The sequence below is a fragment of the Flectobacillus rivi genome, assembly GCF_030056655.1.
Lineage (GTDB): Bacteria > Bacteroidota > Bacteroidia > Cytophagales > Spirosomataceae > Flectobacillus > Flectobacillus rivi.
Map to the genome: position 1 here is coordinate 127,334 of NZ_JASHIE010000002.1, position 17,828 is coordinate 145,161.

General features: G+C 37.3%; 13 protein-coding genes. 6 read left to right on the top strand and 7 right to left on the bottom strand.

Annotated features, from left to right (window positions below):
• Positions 1–14: 14 nt before the first annotated feature.
• On the top strand, positions 15–1,331 hold the full coding sequence (locus tag QM481_RS03010) for a hypothetical protein (RefSeq protein ID WP_283380608.1): 1,317 nt from the start codon (positions 15–17) through the stop codon (positions 1,329–1,331).
• A 204-nt stretch (positions 1,332–1,535) separates the two neighbouring features.
• Here QM481_RS03010 and QM481_RS03015 read toward each other — a convergent pair whose 3' ends face one another.
• The 4 genes from QM481_RS03015 to QM481_RS03030 form a co-directional block, all read right to left on the bottom strand.
• Positions 1,536–4,367, bottom strand: coding sequence for an alpha-amylase family glycosyl hydrolase (locus tag QM481_RS03015; RefSeq protein ID WP_283380609.1), 2,832 nt, complete (start codon positions 4,365–4,367; stop codon positions 1,536–1,538).
• A 285-nt stretch (positions 4,368–4,652) separates the two neighbouring features.
• Positions 4,653–6,101, bottom strand: coding sequence for a TlpA disulfide reductase family protein (locus QM481_RS03020; RefSeq protein WP_283380610.1), 1,449 nt, complete (start codon positions 6,099–6,101; stop codon positions 4,653–4,655).
• A gap of 451 nt (positions 6,102–6,552) precedes the next feature.
• The gene (rlmF, locus tag QM481_RS03025; RefSeq protein WP_283380611.1) at positions 6,553–7,485 is read right to left on the bottom strand and encodes a 23S rRNA (adenine(1618)-N(6))-methyltransferase RlmF; all 933 of its coding nucleotides are present in this window, start codon (positions 7,483–7,485) and stop codon (positions 6,553–6,555) included.
• 66 nt (positions 7,486–7,551) lie between these two features.
• Positions 7,552–8,130: a Maf family protein gene (locus QM481_RS03030; RefSeq protein ID WP_166553599.1), complete on the bottom strand. Its 579-nt coding sequence runs from the start codon at positions 8,128–8,130 to the stop codon at positions 7,552–7,554.
• A gap of 86 nt (positions 8,131–8,216) precedes the next feature.
• Here QM481_RS03030 and QM481_RS03035 point away from each other — a divergent pair, with 86 nt between their 5' ends.
• From QM481_RS03035 to QM481_RS03055, 5 genes are all read left to right on the top strand, one after another.
• Complete coding sequence (locus tag QM481_RS03035; RefSeq protein WP_283380612.1) at positions 8,217–10,112, top strand: hypothetical protein; 1,896 nt, start codon at positions 8,217–8,219, stop codon at positions 10,110–10,112.
• A 211-nt stretch (positions 10,113–10,323) separates the two neighbouring features.
• A complete protein-coding gene (locus tag QM481_RS03040) occupies positions 10,324–10,782 on the top strand; it encodes a MarR family winged helix-turn-helix transcriptional regulator (RefSeq protein ID WP_166553601.1) in 459 nt (152 codons plus the stop codon).
• Positions 10,783–11,008: 226 nt separating this feature from the next.
• On the top strand, positions 11,009–11,467 hold the full coding sequence (locus tag QM481_RS03045) for a MarR family winged helix-turn-helix transcriptional regulator (RefSeq protein ID WP_283380613.1): 459 nt from the start codon (positions 11,009–11,011) through the stop codon (positions 11,465–11,467).
• 68 nt (positions 11,468–11,535) lie between these two features.
• The gene (locus tag QM481_RS03050; RefSeq protein WP_283370780.1) at positions 11,536–12,132 is read left to right on the top strand and encodes a YceI family protein; all 597 of its coding nucleotides are present in this window, start codon (positions 11,536–11,538) and stop codon (positions 12,130–12,132) included.
• A gap of 319 nt (positions 12,133–12,451) precedes the next feature.
• Entirely contained in the window at positions 12,452–13,339 is an 888-nt protein-coding gene (locus QM481_RS03055; protein ID WP_205691027.1) for an SDR family oxidoreductase, read from the top strand.
• A 165-nt stretch (positions 13,340–13,504) separates the two neighbouring features.
• On the opposite strand, the gene QM481_RS03060 is transcribed toward QM481_RS03055, so the two are convergent.
• The 3 genes from QM481_RS03060 to QM481_RS03070 form a co-directional block, all read right to left on the bottom strand.
• Positions 13,505–15,502, bottom strand: coding sequence for a sialate O-acetylesterase (locus QM481_RS03060; RefSeq protein ID WP_283380614.1), 1,998 nt, complete (start codon positions 15,500–15,502; stop codon positions 13,505–13,507).
• A 147-nt stretch (positions 15,503–15,649) separates the two neighbouring features.
• Positions 15,650–17,071, bottom strand: a complete 1,422-nt coding sequence (locus QM481_RS03065; RefSeq protein WP_283380615.1) for a CCA tRNA nucleotidyltransferase — start codon at positions 17,069–17,071, stop codon at positions 15,650–15,652.
• Between the two features lie 158 nt (positions 17,072–17,229).
• Positions 17,230–17,793: an L-threonylcarbamoyladenylate synthase gene (locus tag QM481_RS03070; protein ID WP_166553606.1), complete on the bottom strand. Its 564-nt coding sequence runs from the start codon at positions 17,791–17,793 to the stop codon at positions 17,230–17,232.
• Between the last annotated feature and the right edge of the window lie 35 nt (positions 17,794–17,828).

A 17,828-nucleotide genomic window follows, 5' to 3' on the forward strand; every position in this document is an offset into this window, starting at 1 on the left:
ATAGTTTAGTTAAGATGAATAGTAACAAATATAGGGAACAGCAGCAAAGTCCCCAAAAATTCTACTTTTTATCAAAAAAACATTGGTATCGTACAATGCGAACTTACCTAAAAATTGTATATTTACCCTACATACATTTAATAAAAAATATGATGACTGACCTAGAATTAATGAAACAAGAACTAGCAAAATGGGCAGATAGTACATCTAATTTGTACCATGATTTAGCTAAAAAAGAACCTATTTTTGACAAAGCATTTTACACTCAATCTAACTTAAATGATCTTGAGCAACGACCAGAACTATTGATTTTGGCAATTAACCCTGGTTCGGGAGGAAGTTATACTGACCAAGTGTCTAAAACTTTTTGGACAGATTGGGGGCTGGATGGCAAAATGGATGGGGCTACCTTATTGAAAGGAAATCCTGATTGGTATAAAAGGGATACTTGGCGATTTTGGCAAAGGTTAAAGAGTATTTTGAGAAGAGGGAAAATAGAGTCAATTCTTCAAGATAAATCAAAATTTGTTCTTACTAATCTAACGCTATTTTCCTCTGTCCAAGCAAAGGACTTACCAAAGCTCCCATCTGAATGTATCCAAAAAACTATTGAGTTAATTAACATATTACAACCAAAAAAAATTCTATGTCTCGGTATTGAAGATTGCATTGACCCGTTGAAAAAAGAAGGTAAATTTACTACTGAATTACTATTGCCTAATAAGCTTCTGAGCCATGGCAAATACCAACATATCCCTATTTCCTCTATCAAACATCCTTCAAGTCGCCTTACTACTGAAGAAATGAATCTTGTAGGGAAATGTTTAAAATACCTATTTGATAATCCTAATGATACTGAAATCAAAGCCCAAATAGAAAAGATTTTTTCTGGTGAAATCGACGAGGTCAAAAATAAAAAAGGTAATCTTAATGATGTAAGTAGAGATTTTCCGCAAATTAAAACAGAAGTACAAAAAAATATATCAGAAAAACTCAAAATAGAAGGTATTTGTACCTTTGATGACAAGCATCCTGAAAGATATAAGATTTCAGAAGACATTATGGTTTCTGTCACGAAAACAGGCGTAGGATATGTGGGTATTCGGCACAAAAACTACTCCTTGAATTACAAAGTAAAAGAATATCCGCATCAAGAAAAATTAATGGGCTTTTTACAAAAAGAGATGGGATTTATTAACGATACCAATGATGCATGGCTTGGAGTAAAGAACTTTTCTAACTATGGTTGTACAACTGAAGAGATAGTATCAATGATTGTAGAAGATATAAAAATAATAAAGACTGAGTTTGAAAAAATCATGAGTGAATAAAGGGATTTCATTTTACTCAAAATCATTCATATCATTATGCTGTAGCGGCAACCGCAAGGGTTGCCGCTACAGCAATTTTATTTTAAAGATAAGTCCAAACTTTCGAATAGGAATTGCTAAGGGGATTTTAGATATATTGCTGATTTCAGTCAGAATATCCTATCCGTACATCCCGAAATCAAAAATCCCAAATCCCCAATCGAACTATTGTTTAATCATTTTTAGCACCTGATTACGTTGTGCGTCTTGGATATGAATCAAATACAGTCCTTCTTTTAGGTCGGTGATAGATATATCTGTGTTTGTCTCTTCTACTTTTCCTTGTTTTACCATTTTTCCATAAAAATCGTACATTTCGTAATGCGTATCTCCTTTTCTGAAAGTTGGAACCGACAAGCGTACCATGTTTGTAGCTGGATTAGGGAATAATTTCACAGCTGTAGCCTCCTCTTCGATTCCTGTAATCACTAATGCCGAAGGTACTTTCCAAGGAACGATATCGGCTTCAGGTTTTGGGAATGGTTTTGTTGAAAAGATATGAAACTCCCCTGGCTCTAGGAATAAAGGCAAATCTAAATCACCTACATCGATACTACTTCCTGTAAAATAATCATACCATTTACCTGTAGATGGGAAGAGACGAGTCATACCTTTTGCTTGAATATCAAAATTACCCACTACCAAAACTGTATTATCGCTTGAACGAAGCGTCACTTTTTTCTGCATACCTGTCAAGTCGATACTAAAATCTGTAGTTTTAAATATTGATTGCGAGGTTTTCAACTGAACCATGGCGGCATAGGCTTTGTATAATTTCAAACGACGAGCATCAGTAAGGTATTCCCACTTCAAAGGTTTTTGTCCAGTACGACCATTAAAATCAATATTTACGTCATAGCCTAGCTCTCCAAATTGCCAAATCATTTTTGGACCGGGAACCGCCATAAATACCGCCACATTTGCTTTCTCACGTTCTAGGGCTGTCGCTAAATCTCTAGTTGAGTAAGAGTTAGCCGTTTTTCCATTCTGTACTGCATCATAAATCAAACGCTCTTCGTCATGGCTTTCCATGTAACTTACTACACCCGGTGTAGTCATTCCTCTCGATTGATAAGAAAGACGTGTCAAATCGACGGTTTCACCTTTCATCATACCTCTAAAATCGTAGTTATGATTTCCCCAAACCATCATGCCCATATTGGTGAAAGTTCTTTCTTCTAAATCCTCAGAAAAAAGCTCCAAAATCACGAAAGCAGAAGCATCTACCTTGCGAATATTGTCGTAGTATCCTTTCCAAATATCAACTCTAGATTGATCATAAAGTCTAAATTGTGCATCGTTTGAGGTCTGTTTTTGGGTAAAACCTTTAGCTAAGTCAAATCTAAAACCATCAATCTTATATTCTTGCAACCAAAAAGCATTCGCACGATTTACGTAGGCTTTGGTGGCTAAACTTTCATGATTAAAGTCAAAAAATACGCCAAATGGATGTCGGTCTGTTTGGTTAAACATCGGAGAATCTGCCGAAGGTTTTGAGCCGTCCCAATACATTTTCACATAAGGAAACTCATAGTCAGCTTGGTTAAATACCATATCCATCAGTACCGCAATACCCAATTCGTGGCATTTGTCAATGAAACGCTTCAATTCGTCCTTTGTACCATAAGCCTTGTCTGGAGCGAAATAGAAAATTGGGTTGTAGCCCCATGAATCATTTCCTGTAAATTCCTGCACTGGCATTAACTCAATGGCATTGACGCCAAGCTTCTTGAGATACGACAACGTATCAATCACTGCTTGATAGTTTTTATTGGCTACAAAATCCCTCACATGTAATTCATACACTACTAAATCTTCTTTAGCTGGGCGTTTGAAAGCAGTATTTTTCCAAACATAAGCCGCTTGTCCAGTCTGAAATACCGAGGCAATTGTTTTTACGCTCGAAGGTAGAGTCTTCAAATTAGGATACGTTGCCGACGGGATATATTGGTCATTATTGGGATCAAGAATTTTTTCAGCGTAAGGGTCTGCCACAGCTACAGTTCCATTAATCAAATACTGAAAAGCATATTCTTTTGCCTTTTCGATACCGTCTAGCTGTATCCAATAGCGTTCAGCAGAAGTATTTCTTTTCAACAAATAGTTATTATTGGTTTCCCAATTATTAAAATCTCCTATCACATGAACAAAGTCCTTATTGGGTGCATATAGTACTAAACCGACACTGGTTTCAGACAAATAGTTGATGCCATCTTTCCATCCAGCTGGTACTTCGGCTGTAGTAATCTGAGGTGGTACCAATACCGCCAATTGTGCGGTAGCTGTTCCTAACTTTGCTTTTGCCTGAACTTTCATCGTAATAGTGGAAGATTTATCATTGATTAGTTTAGCCAATGAATTATAAGGTATTGTGGTTGTAAAAGTATCTGTACTATCAGTTGAAAAATTAAGGATTGTGTTGTTTATCAATGTATTTCCAACACTTATTTCAGCTGAAAAAATAGCTTTAGCAGATGCTTTTAAGCTAATTGGTAAGTCTTGCCCAGACTTTAACACGATGGTACTCTCGGTTGGTGACAAAAATGCGAGGCTAAAAGCGGCATCGTACATAGTAACAAAAAAGTCCTCCGTTTGAGCCGTTCCATTTCCATTTTTCAACAAAACCCCGAGTCTTTTAATAGACTTACTAGTAGGTACATTATAGAATGTTCGAGGAGTAATTTTGATACTCCAAACATCATTGCCCAATGAGGTCATTTTTCCATTAGTAAAAGGTTCAGCAAAGTTACTCTGCCCCGTCGGAACGTACTCAAAGGCATTGCCTGTGGCAGTAGTCCCAGCTCCAGACCAAAGATATACATCGGAGGTTTTGCCTAATAAACCTTTCGTGCGCGAGTCTTTGGATTGTTTTAGGTCAAAAATAAGTGTTACTTCTTTATCGCCTGTTGGCAGAAGAGGGTCAGTTGTTACAGCCTGACCAATAATAGGATAGCAACTCACCCAAAGTAGGGCAAGCAGAAGAGATAATTTTTTCATAAAATGTTTATAAACTTGGTTAATGGAAGTACGAAGATAGAGGCTTTCTTAGTTAAGTACAATAAAATACAAAGCAAAGACAGATATATCCTGATTTTACAAGTCCACCTAGTAGCTCAAAGTCTACGGCTTGGACTTACTTTTTCTCAAGGACTATGACTTGGTTATTTAAAAACTTAAAATTTCTCAGTGCTACAGATTGATTTATAGTTTGAAAACTATAAAAAAAACTGGTCCAAGTCTAAGACTTGAACCAGTTAGAGTTGTAAGCTTGCAAGAATAAAACTACAATCTCACACTTTCAATCATATAAGAAATTTCTTCTACGGCAGCTTCGTCAGAACCCTCGAAACCAATCAATTTGTAACGAATGTTTCCTTTTCCATCAATGATAAATTTCGTTGGAATACCTACGATACCAAACTTGTCCACCACTTTCGTGTTTTTATCGTCAAGCAATACAGAGAATGTATATTTATTTTCTGTAATAAATGATTGAACTGCTTTTTTAGGTTCAGGAATACGTTCCCAAGTATCAATAAACAAAAAGCGCACGTTTGGATCTGCTTTGTATTTATCTAATGCCTTTTGCATAGCAGGAAATGACTTTTTGCAAGGTCCACACCAAGTAGCCCAAAAATCCAAGATAACTACTTTACCTTTTAATTCAGCCAATGATACTTTATTGCCTTCCAAGTCCACAAGCGAAAATGCAGGCGCTGGTTGAGAAATCAATTCTTTTGCCAATTTTGCTTGAATACTTTTTTTCATGTCGGTATGCAATGAACTCAAGTATTTTTCAAAACCATCACTTTTTCCATTGGTTTGAATATAGGCTTCTTTTATCGCCGCAGCAACCTCATTGCTACCCTTACCTGTCTTTACAAGTTCAGCTAGCATTGGTAAAGCTTCTTTGCCTTTGCCAGTTCCTGTCAAGATAAGCGCATAAATCTCATTGGTTTGGTTTACCTTATTTCCTTCAAGATTGCTACGAAGTTCGTTGATGTATTTCAGTGCTTCATCATACTTTTTGATTTTATACAACAAACCCGCATAGTTTTGTAAGTAATAGTAATAATCACCTTTGGCATTCGGGTTGGGATTATTTTCCAAGGAAGCTTTAGAGTTTTGAAGTCCTTCAAATGCCAATTTTTCAGCCGTTGCAAAATCACCTTTTTGCAAAAACATTTGCGAATTAGAAGCCTGAGCTATCCCTTTATAGGATTGAGTTTTTATTTTGGACAGCCACAAAGCATTATTTATGGCATCGCCTGCTTTGGCGTATGTAGAAGCAATTTCAGAACGTGCGTAGTCATAAACAATGTCAGACTTTTCAGCAGGTTCTGGAAACTTCTTCAGAAATGTTTCATAAGCATCCAACTTGGCTTTTATTTCCTGTGGTGCTTGAATGACCAAATTATAAGCTGCCATTAATGCCGCTTTTCCTGTTGGGAATTTCTGAACTGCCAACTTGTTAATAGAATCAGCCAAAGAGCTTTGTTTAATAGAATAGGCTACACGAACGGCAAAAGTAAAATCCTTTTCTTCGGAGGATTTTAGCAAACGAGCAATTTCAGTATCTACTTTTTTCAGCTCGATGGCATCGCCCGTATCAGCAATTTTTCGGTAAACTTTGAGGAGACTATCTTCTTTTGAAAGAGGCTTTTGTGTTTGAGCCAAGCCCACTAGGGAGATACTAAGCAAAAAGCTTAGTGCAAATAGTTTTTTGAACATAATAAATGAAATAAGTTTGAGATAAAGAAAAATGGAACTTCATAAAGGTAAGGAGATTTTCTCCTCTATCTGTGAAGTACACAAAGTATTGATTTACACCTAGTCTTAAAGTTTTTTTTTTGAAGAAAGGATATTTGGGTTTATCAAAAGGTCTCTCGAATTTTGAAATCATCAATATGAGTCATCCCGAATTTAGTGAGTTGTGAATGAGTGATTATTTTAAAATTTGTATTCTAGCAGTAGAGACGCAATGATTGCGTCTTAATCCGAGTCATATCTAGCATGGTAGTACCAAAAAGCGGTTGGAAAATATTTTCCAACCGCTTTTTGGTGAAAACTTGGAGAATAATCCCAATCTTAAAATTTGGGATGACTCATATTTTCTGATACTAAACTTCAGAATGAAACCTTTTTAGGCGCAAAGCATTGCATCTCTACGGTTAAGTGTATTTTACTTATTCACAAATCTAGCTTTTGCCCAAGCTTTTCTTTCTTCTTCAGAAAAATATGTCCAAACCAAAATTCGGCTTATTTTTTGTCCATGCGACATTTCAATAATGCGATAATTGGTAACATCTGTTTTATCAAGAGCTTTATACAAGCTTTTTAAGTTATCTTTTTTCGAAACCAAAGAAGAAAACCAAAGGCAGTTTTTAGCAAAAACTTTACTTTCTTGAATCATTTGCCAAATAAACTTCAGTTCACCACCTTCACACCACAATTCACGACTTTGTCCACCAAAGTTGAGTGAAGCATTTTGTACTTTTTTGCCCGTAAGATTCTGTTGCTTACGAATAGAGCTTGCCGATGCTTCTTCAGCGGAAGCGTGGAAGGGAGGATTACAAATCACTAAATCGAATAACTCTTGGGTACGGATAATACCTTCAAGAATCTGGTCGGGGCGATTTTGTAAACGAACATCTACATTGTTTTTAAGATTCGAATTAGTAATAACAATGTTCTGTGCCGATTTCATAGCAGTTTTATCTACCTCCGAACCCACAAAACGCCAGCCATATTCGGCATGACCAATGATAGGATAAACGCAGTTAGCCCCTACCCCAACATCCAAAATTCTGATATCCTTACCTGTAGGAATTTGACTATTGTTGGATTCTGCCAATAAATCGGCGGTGTAATGCAAATAATCTGCACGTCCTGGAATCGGTGGACACAGATAATGCAATGGTATATCCCAATATTCGATTTTGTAAAAAGCTTTTAGAATAGCTTTATTCAACAACTTTACCGCAGCTGGATTGGCAAAATCAATGGTTTGACTACCGTATTGGTTAATAAAGACAAAAGGTTTTAACTCTGGCGACACCTTCATAAGTGCCTCCATATCATATCTTTCTTGATGTTTATTTCTTGAATGAAGCATGTGTTCTATTGGTAATTGAGTAGTTGAGTGAGTTATGAATAGTGAATTTTATTTCCTTTTACTCATTCACAATTCACTAAATTTCTTGAGCGCATCGTACACGAGATGTACAGGTAAGCCCATGACTGTAAAATATGACCCTTCGATGCGAGGAATACCCACCATTCCTACAAAATCTTGTACGCCATAGCTTCCCGCCTTGTCGAAAGGTTTGCAGTTTTCAATATAATAATCAATTTCAGCGTCCGTTAATTCTCTGAAAAATACGTCTGTCGTATCGCTGTAACTTTCCATGGAATCTTTGGTCATCACACAAACCCCTGTAATTACTTGGTGTTTACGTCCCGAAAGTTTTTGTAACATCCACTTGGCTTCAGCTTTGTCTTGTGGTTTATTCAAAATCAAACCATCGACTACCACAATTGTGTCAGCCGTTAGTATAATTTGATTTTCGATTTCATGCTGAAATGCCAATGCTTTCTTTTTTGCCAAAAATACAGGAACTTCAGGCGCAGGCATCGTATCAGGAAAATCCTCATCTGTTGGTTTTACCTTGACACTAAATTCAAAGCCCGCATCTTTAAGTAATTGTTGTCGACGTGGCGAATTTGAAGCTAAAACAAGTGGATAATTTAATGTTAGCATTCTGAGAGTTTTCGTATTTTTGTTTAGATATGATATGCAAATTTCTACAAAATAAGCCAATTATACCCACAAAACCTTGTAGGAACATGAGCCTGAGTGAAATTGTCGCACTGGTTACAATGACCTTTTGGCTATTATTTGCGCCAATATCGGCCCACGCCCAACAAAAAGATTCCACTCAAGCCTTTATTCCTGAAGATTATCAAGTAAAGAAAAATAAAGAAGATAGTTTGCTTTACTCTAATTTAAAAAAGCGGTTTTCAAAAAATCGGGTTCTCAACGAAATTTATCATGCCCTCTTCAAGGATGTGTATAATCAAAACTCAGCGGGTCAGGAGGTTGTGAAAATTGACGAAAATCCCTTTCAGGAATATGAAGGTCGAGTTGTGCGTAAAATCTATGTCAAAACACTCCGAGTTTTTGGAGAAAGTGTCAATGATACTGCTCGTAAAGCACAGGGTTTTGAAAAGTTTTTTAGCGCTCTACACACCAATACCCGAGAGAGTATCATCCGAAAATCCTTCCTATTATTCCACACGGGCGATATCATCGATGCCGACCGACTTCGTGACAACGAGCGTGTGATGCGTAATAGTACCATTTTGCACGATGCTCGTATTTTGGTAGTTCCTGATGAACAATATCCCAACTTGGTGGATTTGTTGGTCATTACGCAAGATATTTGGTCATTGATTCCTGATGTCAATTTTGGAGGTTTTGATCGTTATGATTTGAGTATCAACCAAGTAAACTTTCGAGGACTAGGTCATTCCTGGAGAAACACCTTTTATATCAATCAAAAAGAATCACCCAAACTCGAATACGCCACCACCTATACCATTCCGTATATTGGCCGCTCCTTTATTACAGGCCAATTGGATTTGTCGTTTCGTAGGCAAACCAATCGCTATGCTTTGCGTTTTTTTAGACCATTTCTAACGCCAGAAATGAAAATGGCAGGAGGTTTTGAAATGAGTCACGACCGTGATTTGCGCGTGACTACAAGAGGATATGATGCACGCACACTCATGCAAAATGACACCTTGCCGTTGTATTTTCCAACAGTGAGAAATTATGTAGATTTTTGGCTAGCTCGTTCTTACAAACTTCCTTTTTTAAGTCCTGAAAATCAAGCTCGTACCCGCTTTATCGTCGGACTAAGATTTACCAGTATCAATTACACTCAGCGCCCTGTTGTAACTGCTGACACCAACCAGCTTTTTCGTAACCAAGAACAATATTTAGTTGGTATTGGCTTTTCGAATAGACGCTACAAACGGGATTTTTTGATTTATGGCTTCGGGATTACTGAAGACGTTCCCTACGGTTATCTGGCTACTTTTGTGGCGGGAAAAGAATATTCGGATGCTTTTGGCAGTCGCTTTTATTCGGGGATAAAACTGGCAAGAGGACAGTATCTTAACAATTCAGGCTATTTGTATGCTTTACTCAATGCAGGTGCCTACACCAATGGTACGGCAGGGGTAAGTATCGAATCTAATTATTTTTCGAGGTTATATACATTGCCCAAAGCCAAATTACGTCATTTTATCAATCTCAAATATGCCTTTGGCGTACAACGCTACACGGGTGAATATCTCAATATCAATGGTGAGAATGGTATTTTAGGCATCAATAGCGATCAACTTTGGGGTAGTAAAAAACTAGCCCTAGGCTACCAAGCCGTTTGGTTTTCGAAAGTCAACTTTGTCGGCTTTCGCTTAGCGCCATTTTTTCAGCTAGATATGGCTTTTGTAACACCAAGAAATCAATTTTTATTTACCAAATATCCCTACACTGGGATAGGTTTGGGAGTAAGATTACGAAACGAAAATCTGACATTTAATACTTTCCAACTCAAGTTTACCTATTTCCCCAACTTGCCCAATATAGGAGTGCTCAATGCCTCTTTTAGTGATACATACAATTATCGCCTCAAAGACTTTGATATTTCGGCACCAGAAATCGTGCCCTTCCGATAATTGAGTATATTTGCAAACAATTAACCACCTCCTTTTAATACTTCTCTTAACTTGATGTAAAGCTCTGGCTTCTTGCAGAAAAGATACCATTTATAATTGTACAAAATCCACATTAATGGACATTATCGGAAGAGTATTCGTTACTCTTGTTAAAACCTTGTATCATTATAATCTTCGCAAATCTAGGTCTGTACACATTAAATTTAAAATTATGTCCATTGAAAAAGATATAAAGCAAAAATCTTTTGCTAATCCTTATCAGAAACTAACCGTAAATATCATGTTTACCAACAACTGGTTAGTGTCTGAATTTAGTCAGATTATAAAACCCTATTCTCTTAGCGAGCAGCAATATAGTGTTCTCAAAATTTTGCAACTTTCTCATCCTACCCCACTCTGTATCAACACGATTATCGACAGTATGAGAGATCAAATGTCAAATGTTTCGAGATTGGTAGATAAACTTGAGCAAAAAGGATTTGTCGAAAGAAAAAAATCCCCTAATGATAGAAGAGTAGTAGAGGTACTTATTACGGAAGAAGGCTTACAAGTAACCCATGAGCTCAATGAGCTGATTGAGGTTTGGGAGTCGCAAAGTATTCAAATGAGTCAATCCGAACTTGAGCAATTGGATACACTACTTCAAAAACTCCAAGAAGATGCTTCATAATCAGCCAAAGCCATAGACAATGAGCGATAGATATGCGTCATCTTTGATCGATTCAATAACGATTTTAGTAAAACTTGTTAACAAAATCTCTATATTTTATTTAATTAAGGAAATTTTACAAAATACAAGCCATTGATTTTCAGACTACTAATTAACATTAACAAAAAATTAACATTTTAATGTATTGACATCAAATGTTTTTACATTAAATTTGTATCATCAAATTATGAGTATCGAACAAGACATACAGCAAAAAGCATTCAAATCACCTTACACTAAGGCCGTTGTGAATATTATGTTCACAAACAACTGGCTTTGTACATTACAGAGTGATTTACTGAAACGTTATGATGTAACGTTGCAGCAATATAATGTTTTGAGAATTCTGAGAGGGCAGCATCCAAATCCTATTACAGTATGCGGAATAATTGAGCGTATGCTCGATAAAATGTCAAATGCCTCAAGATTAGTTGACAAGCTTATTCTGAAAGATTTAGTAATCCGTAAAGAGTGTCCACACGACCGTCGTCAAGTAGATGTTATCATCACAGACAAAGGTTTGGACTTGTTGGCAGAACTAGATAACCAACAATCAGAATGGGAAACGGCACTTCACAAGCTAAGTCCTGAAGAAGCCCTCACACTAAGTCATCTTTTAGACAAACTCAGAGGCTCGACTGAATAATTGGTATTTTCTGAATTGTATTAAAAACTCCTTATTATTCATATTCACTAAAATTATTTTTCAATCAAATGAAAGCAATTAAGTTCATCGCAAGTTTATTTGTATCTGCAACAGTATTGAGTTCAGCTATCGCTGGTAACGCTCCTAAGAAAGCTGCTGAAGGTTTGGCAGTAGATACTAAAGGTTCTAAAATCCACTGGTTGGCTAAAAAAGTAACTGGTCAACACGAAGGATTTATCAGCATCAGCAACGGTAACCTTTCAGTAGCTAAAGGTAAAGTAACAGGTGGTACTTTCACAATCGATATGAAATCTATCGTTTGTACTGACATCACTGACGCTGGTTACAACCAAAAATTCATCAGCCACATCACTACAGGTGATTTCTTTGAAGTAGAAAAATTCCCAACTGCTACTTTCAAAATCACTAAAGTTGCTGGTTCAAACATCACTGGTGATTTGACTTTGCACGGTATCACAAAAACTATCACTTTCCCTGCTACAATTACTTCTGCTGCTGGTAAAGTAACTGCAACTGCTAAAATCCCAGTTGACCGTACAGATTTCAACATCAAATATGGTTCTAAGAAATTCTTCGAATCAATCGGTGACAAAGCTATCGACGATGTATTCAACTTGGACGTAACTTTGGTAGCTGGTAAATAATCCACCCAAAGTGCTCTGAGCACTATATAAAAGCCCTGCAAATGATTGCAGGGCTTTTTTTATGGTTTTGCTCCATTTTCTCTACTCCTTTACCCTTCCCCTAATTAACTTCTCAATCCTTTCTTCTTTGATTCTTTTAACTTTTTCAAAAATTCTCAATTAGTATGCTTGCATAATAATTTTATTTATCCCAAATTGCTTTACAATAGAACTTTACTTTTAAAAAGTATAGTAAAATAAAGTCATAAAGGAGAGATAAAATATAGCATAAGGTATTTTAATCACCTGTTTTGCTTTTAAATCTTTAAACTAAAAAGCTATGTTTAACCAACCAATGCTAAGAGACGGAGCCTTACAAGGTAAGACCATTGTAGTGACAGGAGGAGGTACTGGACTAGGAAAATCTATGTCGAAATACTTTCTAGAATTAGGAGCAAATGTAGTTATTGCCTCCCGCAAACTCCCTGTATTGGAAGCCACAGCCAAAGAATTAGAAGAACTCACTGGTGGAAAAATCCTTCCAGTAGCCTGTGATGCACGTAACTACGACGAGGTAGAAAATGTTCTTAAAACAGCAGTAGAGCACTTTGGTAGTGTGGAAGGCTTGGTCAATAATGCCGCAGGAAATTTTATTAGTCCAACCGAGCGACTTACTCACAAAGCCTTTGATGTGGTAGTAGACATTGTGTTGAAGGGTACTTATAACTTTAGCTTGGCATTTGGTAAATATTGGATAGAAAATAACATCAAAGGAACCGTCATGAGTATTGTGACAACTTATTCTTGGACTGGTTCTGGTTATGTTGTTCCATCAGCGACAGCCAAAGCAGGTGTGCTTGCTTTAACACGCTCCTTGGCGGTTGAATGGGGCTACAAATATGGTATCCGCTTCAATGCCATCGCTCCAGGTCCATTTCCAACAGAAGGAGCATGGGAAAGGCTATTTCCTGCCGAAGCTATGGGACATGACCTTGCTAAAAAGTTTGACCCAGCAAGCCGTATTCCTCTCAAGCGAGTGGGTGATCATCAAGAATTGGCTAATTTGGCAGCGTTCTTAATGTCAGATTTTTCATCATATATCAATGGTGAAGTCATTACGATTGATGGTGGTGAGTGGCTGATGGGCGCTGGTGAGTTTTCGGCCTTGAACGAAGTACCAGACGAAAAATGGGATATGATTGCTCGTGCGGTGAGAGGTAAAAAATAAGATTAAAGTAAAAAGAATTATGAGTTAGGACTTTCTAACTATTGTGGATTTCGGATTTCTGATTGCGGAAATATAAAAGCACATGTTTCCGAAATCAGAAATCCCAAATAAACAGTTTTATAATCCTTCGTACACTACAAATTCATCACTCAAAACTCTAACCACTTACTTCATTATCAGCACTTTGCTAAATATGATTTGATTGTTTGGTAATTGAAGTCTTAAGAAATAAGCGCCATTTTGAATCGTTTCAGGAAACTCTACCCAATATTCTTCTCCTACTCTATTTGATTTAATATCCATAATCTCTTGTCCATTACTGGAAAATATTTGTAGTTGCCTCATGTCATTTACTCCCTGAATCGTAAGGTAAGTACTTGCTGGATTCGGAAAGATTTTTACTGATACACTAGGGTTTTCGATACCTAAGACTTGTGAGTAATCAATCACCAATTTTGTATCAGTGTACACAACTGACCCGTCGGCTAGTGTCAATTTTAGTCTGTAATAAGCAAATACTTCCTTCGGGCGAATTACTGCCCATTTTCCTTCCAAAGTACTATTGGCATTTTCGGTGTACACATCTGTAAAATTTTGCTGATTAGTACTGTACTGAACCGTGATTTTAGTAGGCGAATAAGCTTCTACATACGACCAACTCAAATGCAGAGAGTCTGATTTTTCAACCAATGTAAATAGATTTAAAGGAGTCCAACTACCAGACAAAGTAAACGTATTGGAAAGTGTACTTTGTAAAAAAGGTGCTTCAGAAACAATTCTGAGACGATACACCTCAAGAGGTGATACATTCTGAATATTGATAGTTACAGGGCTATTTGTTCCTTGTCCGACCTGCGCCACAAATTTTCCATCTTTATCCAAAAGCTCTACTCGATAGGTCTTATTTTGACTTGTAACTCCTTGAAAATAAACGGCAAAATTTCGCCCGAATGGTAGATGTGTTGGTAATAACCTAGGCACTAAAGTAGTTTGAGGTTGATACGGAATTGCTTTTTTGAAAAACGTCGTATCCATTGTACGCATCCATGCTGTGGCAGCTAATGTTAGTCCTTGAATACCATTTTTGACATTTTCCAAATGCCCGTGCGCAATAGGCCTAGGATTTTGAATAGTATCTGTTTCGGGTCCAGCAAAGGTATTGGGTACATTTTTGAGAATTGCATTCTGTCCTTTTATCACCAAATCTGCCCATTCATTACGGCTCGAAACTGTTGAGCGGGCAATTGACCAAGGCATATTATAACCAAAAACTTGACGAGACTTTTCAATCAAATTCTTTACATTAGCTTCATAATTTTGTGCAGAAGTCTGATTATGAGCAGCATCCGATTCTCCTTGCATCCACAAAACCGCTCGAAGCCCTGTATGCGAAGCCAAATATTGTAAGGTATTTTTGAGGTTTGCATAAGGCTGCTGATTAGGCCAATACTTACTAACATACTGATTATAAGCCAACTCTCCGTTGGCAGATTTACTCCAGTTTTCGGAGGTAGCTGCCGCCCAACCACAGTTAAGCAGAAAAACAGGAACTTGATATTTCTGAACAATTTTGTCTGCTAACTCGCCCCATAGCCACGCAGATTCTCCTGATGGATACATATTGGTATTGGCTAAAGCCCTTTCCATTTTGTGTAAACGCATAGGTTCATTAGGAGCAATAGTGAGGTTGTCTTTCTCATCCAAATATTTATCCAAATCATTAATCACAATTACTTTTTCGGAAGCGTCTTTCGAGCCCAAACCCTGTACACCCATGGCATTAGATTGTCCAGCAATCAAGAATACCTCTCCTACCCCAATCTGCTCAATAATTTTTTCGTCGATAATCGTATTATTGACCCAAGCACGTACATACAAGTCATAAAAACCTGCATTTACTTTTACTTTTCCTGAAAATTCACGATTTAAAACATTACTTGCGAGCGTCTGCCAGCCCTTGGCAGGTTTACCTATTTCAACTAATTGATACTCAATTTTAGTAGCAGCAGCATTGGTATATCCAGTAATCGCTAAATCAGCTTGATTGGAAAGATTTCGTTGTAGAATCAAACGATTGATAGGATGTAAAATAGTCATTTGCCCCCAAACATAGCAGGGGAATGATAGTAAAAGCAAGAATATCCACAATCTGGAGGTCTTCATTATGCAAGAAGTTTAATACCGTGGCTTAAAATTCAGAAGATTCAAGGATTTGTTCGAATGAACGACGTGTGGAAGTGAAATACGGTAATGGAATATAAAATAGCTTTAGGCAAAATGGTTGAGATTGCCTAAAGCTTGTAATCAATACTACAATTTAGGAGTCAAACCTAGTTTACGTCCTTCTTCAATAATGAATGGCATACCTGACTCCATGGTATTTTCTATTTGCCCTTCGATAATAGCTTCTCGAACAGCAATTTTGATAATACCTACTTCCTTAGAAGGAGTCAGCCCAAACGTTTCCATAATAATTTCGCCTGTAATCACAGGCTGAAAATTACGAAGCCTATCATTTTCCTCAACCTCTTTGAGCTTCTCTTCAACTATATCAAAATTACGCAGGTAGCGCTTTACTTTTTCACCATTTTTGGAAGTAATATCGGCACGACACAAAATCATGAGACCCTCCAAATTTTCACCTGCTTCAAAAAGTAGCCTCCTCAAAGCCGAATCGGTAATAGTTTCTTTAGACAAGGCAATCGGACGTAAATGCAAGCGAACCAAACTTTTCACGTAACGCATTTTCTCATTGAGCGGCAAGCGCATATTGGTAAAAATTGGTTTTACCATTTTGGCACCCAACTCCTCATGCCCATGAAAAGTCCACCCTTTTTTCTTATCAAAACGCTTGGTAGCAGGTTTGGCTATATCGTGCAAAATAGCCGCCCAACGAGTCCACAAGTCGTCCGACTTTTTGGCGACATTATCCAATACTTGTAAAGTATGATAAAAATTGTCTTTATGCCCTTTACCCTCCTCTGTTTCTACTCCCTTTAATAGACAGAATTCAGGAAAAATGAGTTGCAGCAATCCGCAAGAATCTAGTAGTTTGAAACCGTAAGAAGGTACTTTTGAAAGAATAATCTTATTTAATTCTTCGGTAATCCGTTCTTTCGAGATAATCGAAATACGGTCTTTCATCGACAACAATGCATCGAAAGTATCAGGGTGAATATCAAAATTGAGTTGTGTGGCAAAACGTACCGCACGCATCATTCTTAGTGGATCATCAGAGAAAGTAATACCTGGCTCAAGTGGCGTTTTAACAATTTTTCTTCTCAAGTCAGAAACACCATCAAACGGGTCTAGCAATTGACCAAAATCGCTAACATTCAAAGAAATAGCCATGGCATTGATGGTAAAATCTCTACGATTTTGATCGTCTTCCAAAGTGCCATCCTCCACAATAGGTTTGCGGGAGTCGCTACGATATGACTCTTTTCTTGCTCCTACAAACTCGACCTCCCAATCATCAATACGAATCATTGCCGTTCCAAAATTTTTGAATACTGACAAATATGTATCATCTCGTCCAGAATTTTTGGCTACTAATTCAGCCAATTCAATTCCAGAACCTACGCACACAATATCAATGTCTTTTGAAGGACGATTTAAAATTAAATCACGTACAAACCCACCTACCACAAAAGCACGGACATTCAACTGTTGTGCCGAGTCCGCTACCAATTGGAAAATGGGGTTATTATTTAAAGTTTCTGTAAAATTCATACTATTGTTTTGTAAAAGACCCTGAAGCTACTGCCCCCTTCTTTTCATTCTCTGATGACATGCGAACAAAGTATTCGCTTTGAATCAATTGTCTATTGGGTATTTAGCGTTTCTATTACTTATACAACGCATAGAAAACGGCTAATACTAACAAATCACTATTTTCTGATAAACTCAAACTCTCCGTACATCCCAATTTTGACAATCTGAGACGGTTGGGCGTTTAGGTTTTCACCTTTAGGATTTTTAAGAATAAAATCTACGTTGTCGATAATTGACTGGTCAATGTCAGAAAATTGCGTCGGACTTGGTTGTCCTGAAATGTTCGCAGAAGTGGAAACAATCGCCCTTTCCATACGATGTACTAAGCCTTTACAGAATTCATCCTTTACCAAACGAATAGCCACGCTACCATCTGGTCCCATCAAGTTTGGCGCCAAGTTTTTACCTTTAGGATAAATGACCGTTAAGGGTTTTTCAGCAAACTCAACCAAATTCCAGGCAATTTCGGGTACTTCAACTAAATATTCTGAAAGCTGCTCAATTTTTGAAATAAGCACAATAAATGCCTTATTTTGAGGACGTTGCTTAATTGACAAGATTTTCTCTACAGCCTTTTCGTTACGTGCATCGCAACCTAATCCCCAGATTGTATCAGATGGGTAAAGCAAAGTATCACCTTTCTTCAAATGTGTCAATGCCTCTCTATATAGTTCTACCATTGTTTTAAATATTAGTCTTAGCAAAGAAATGATTG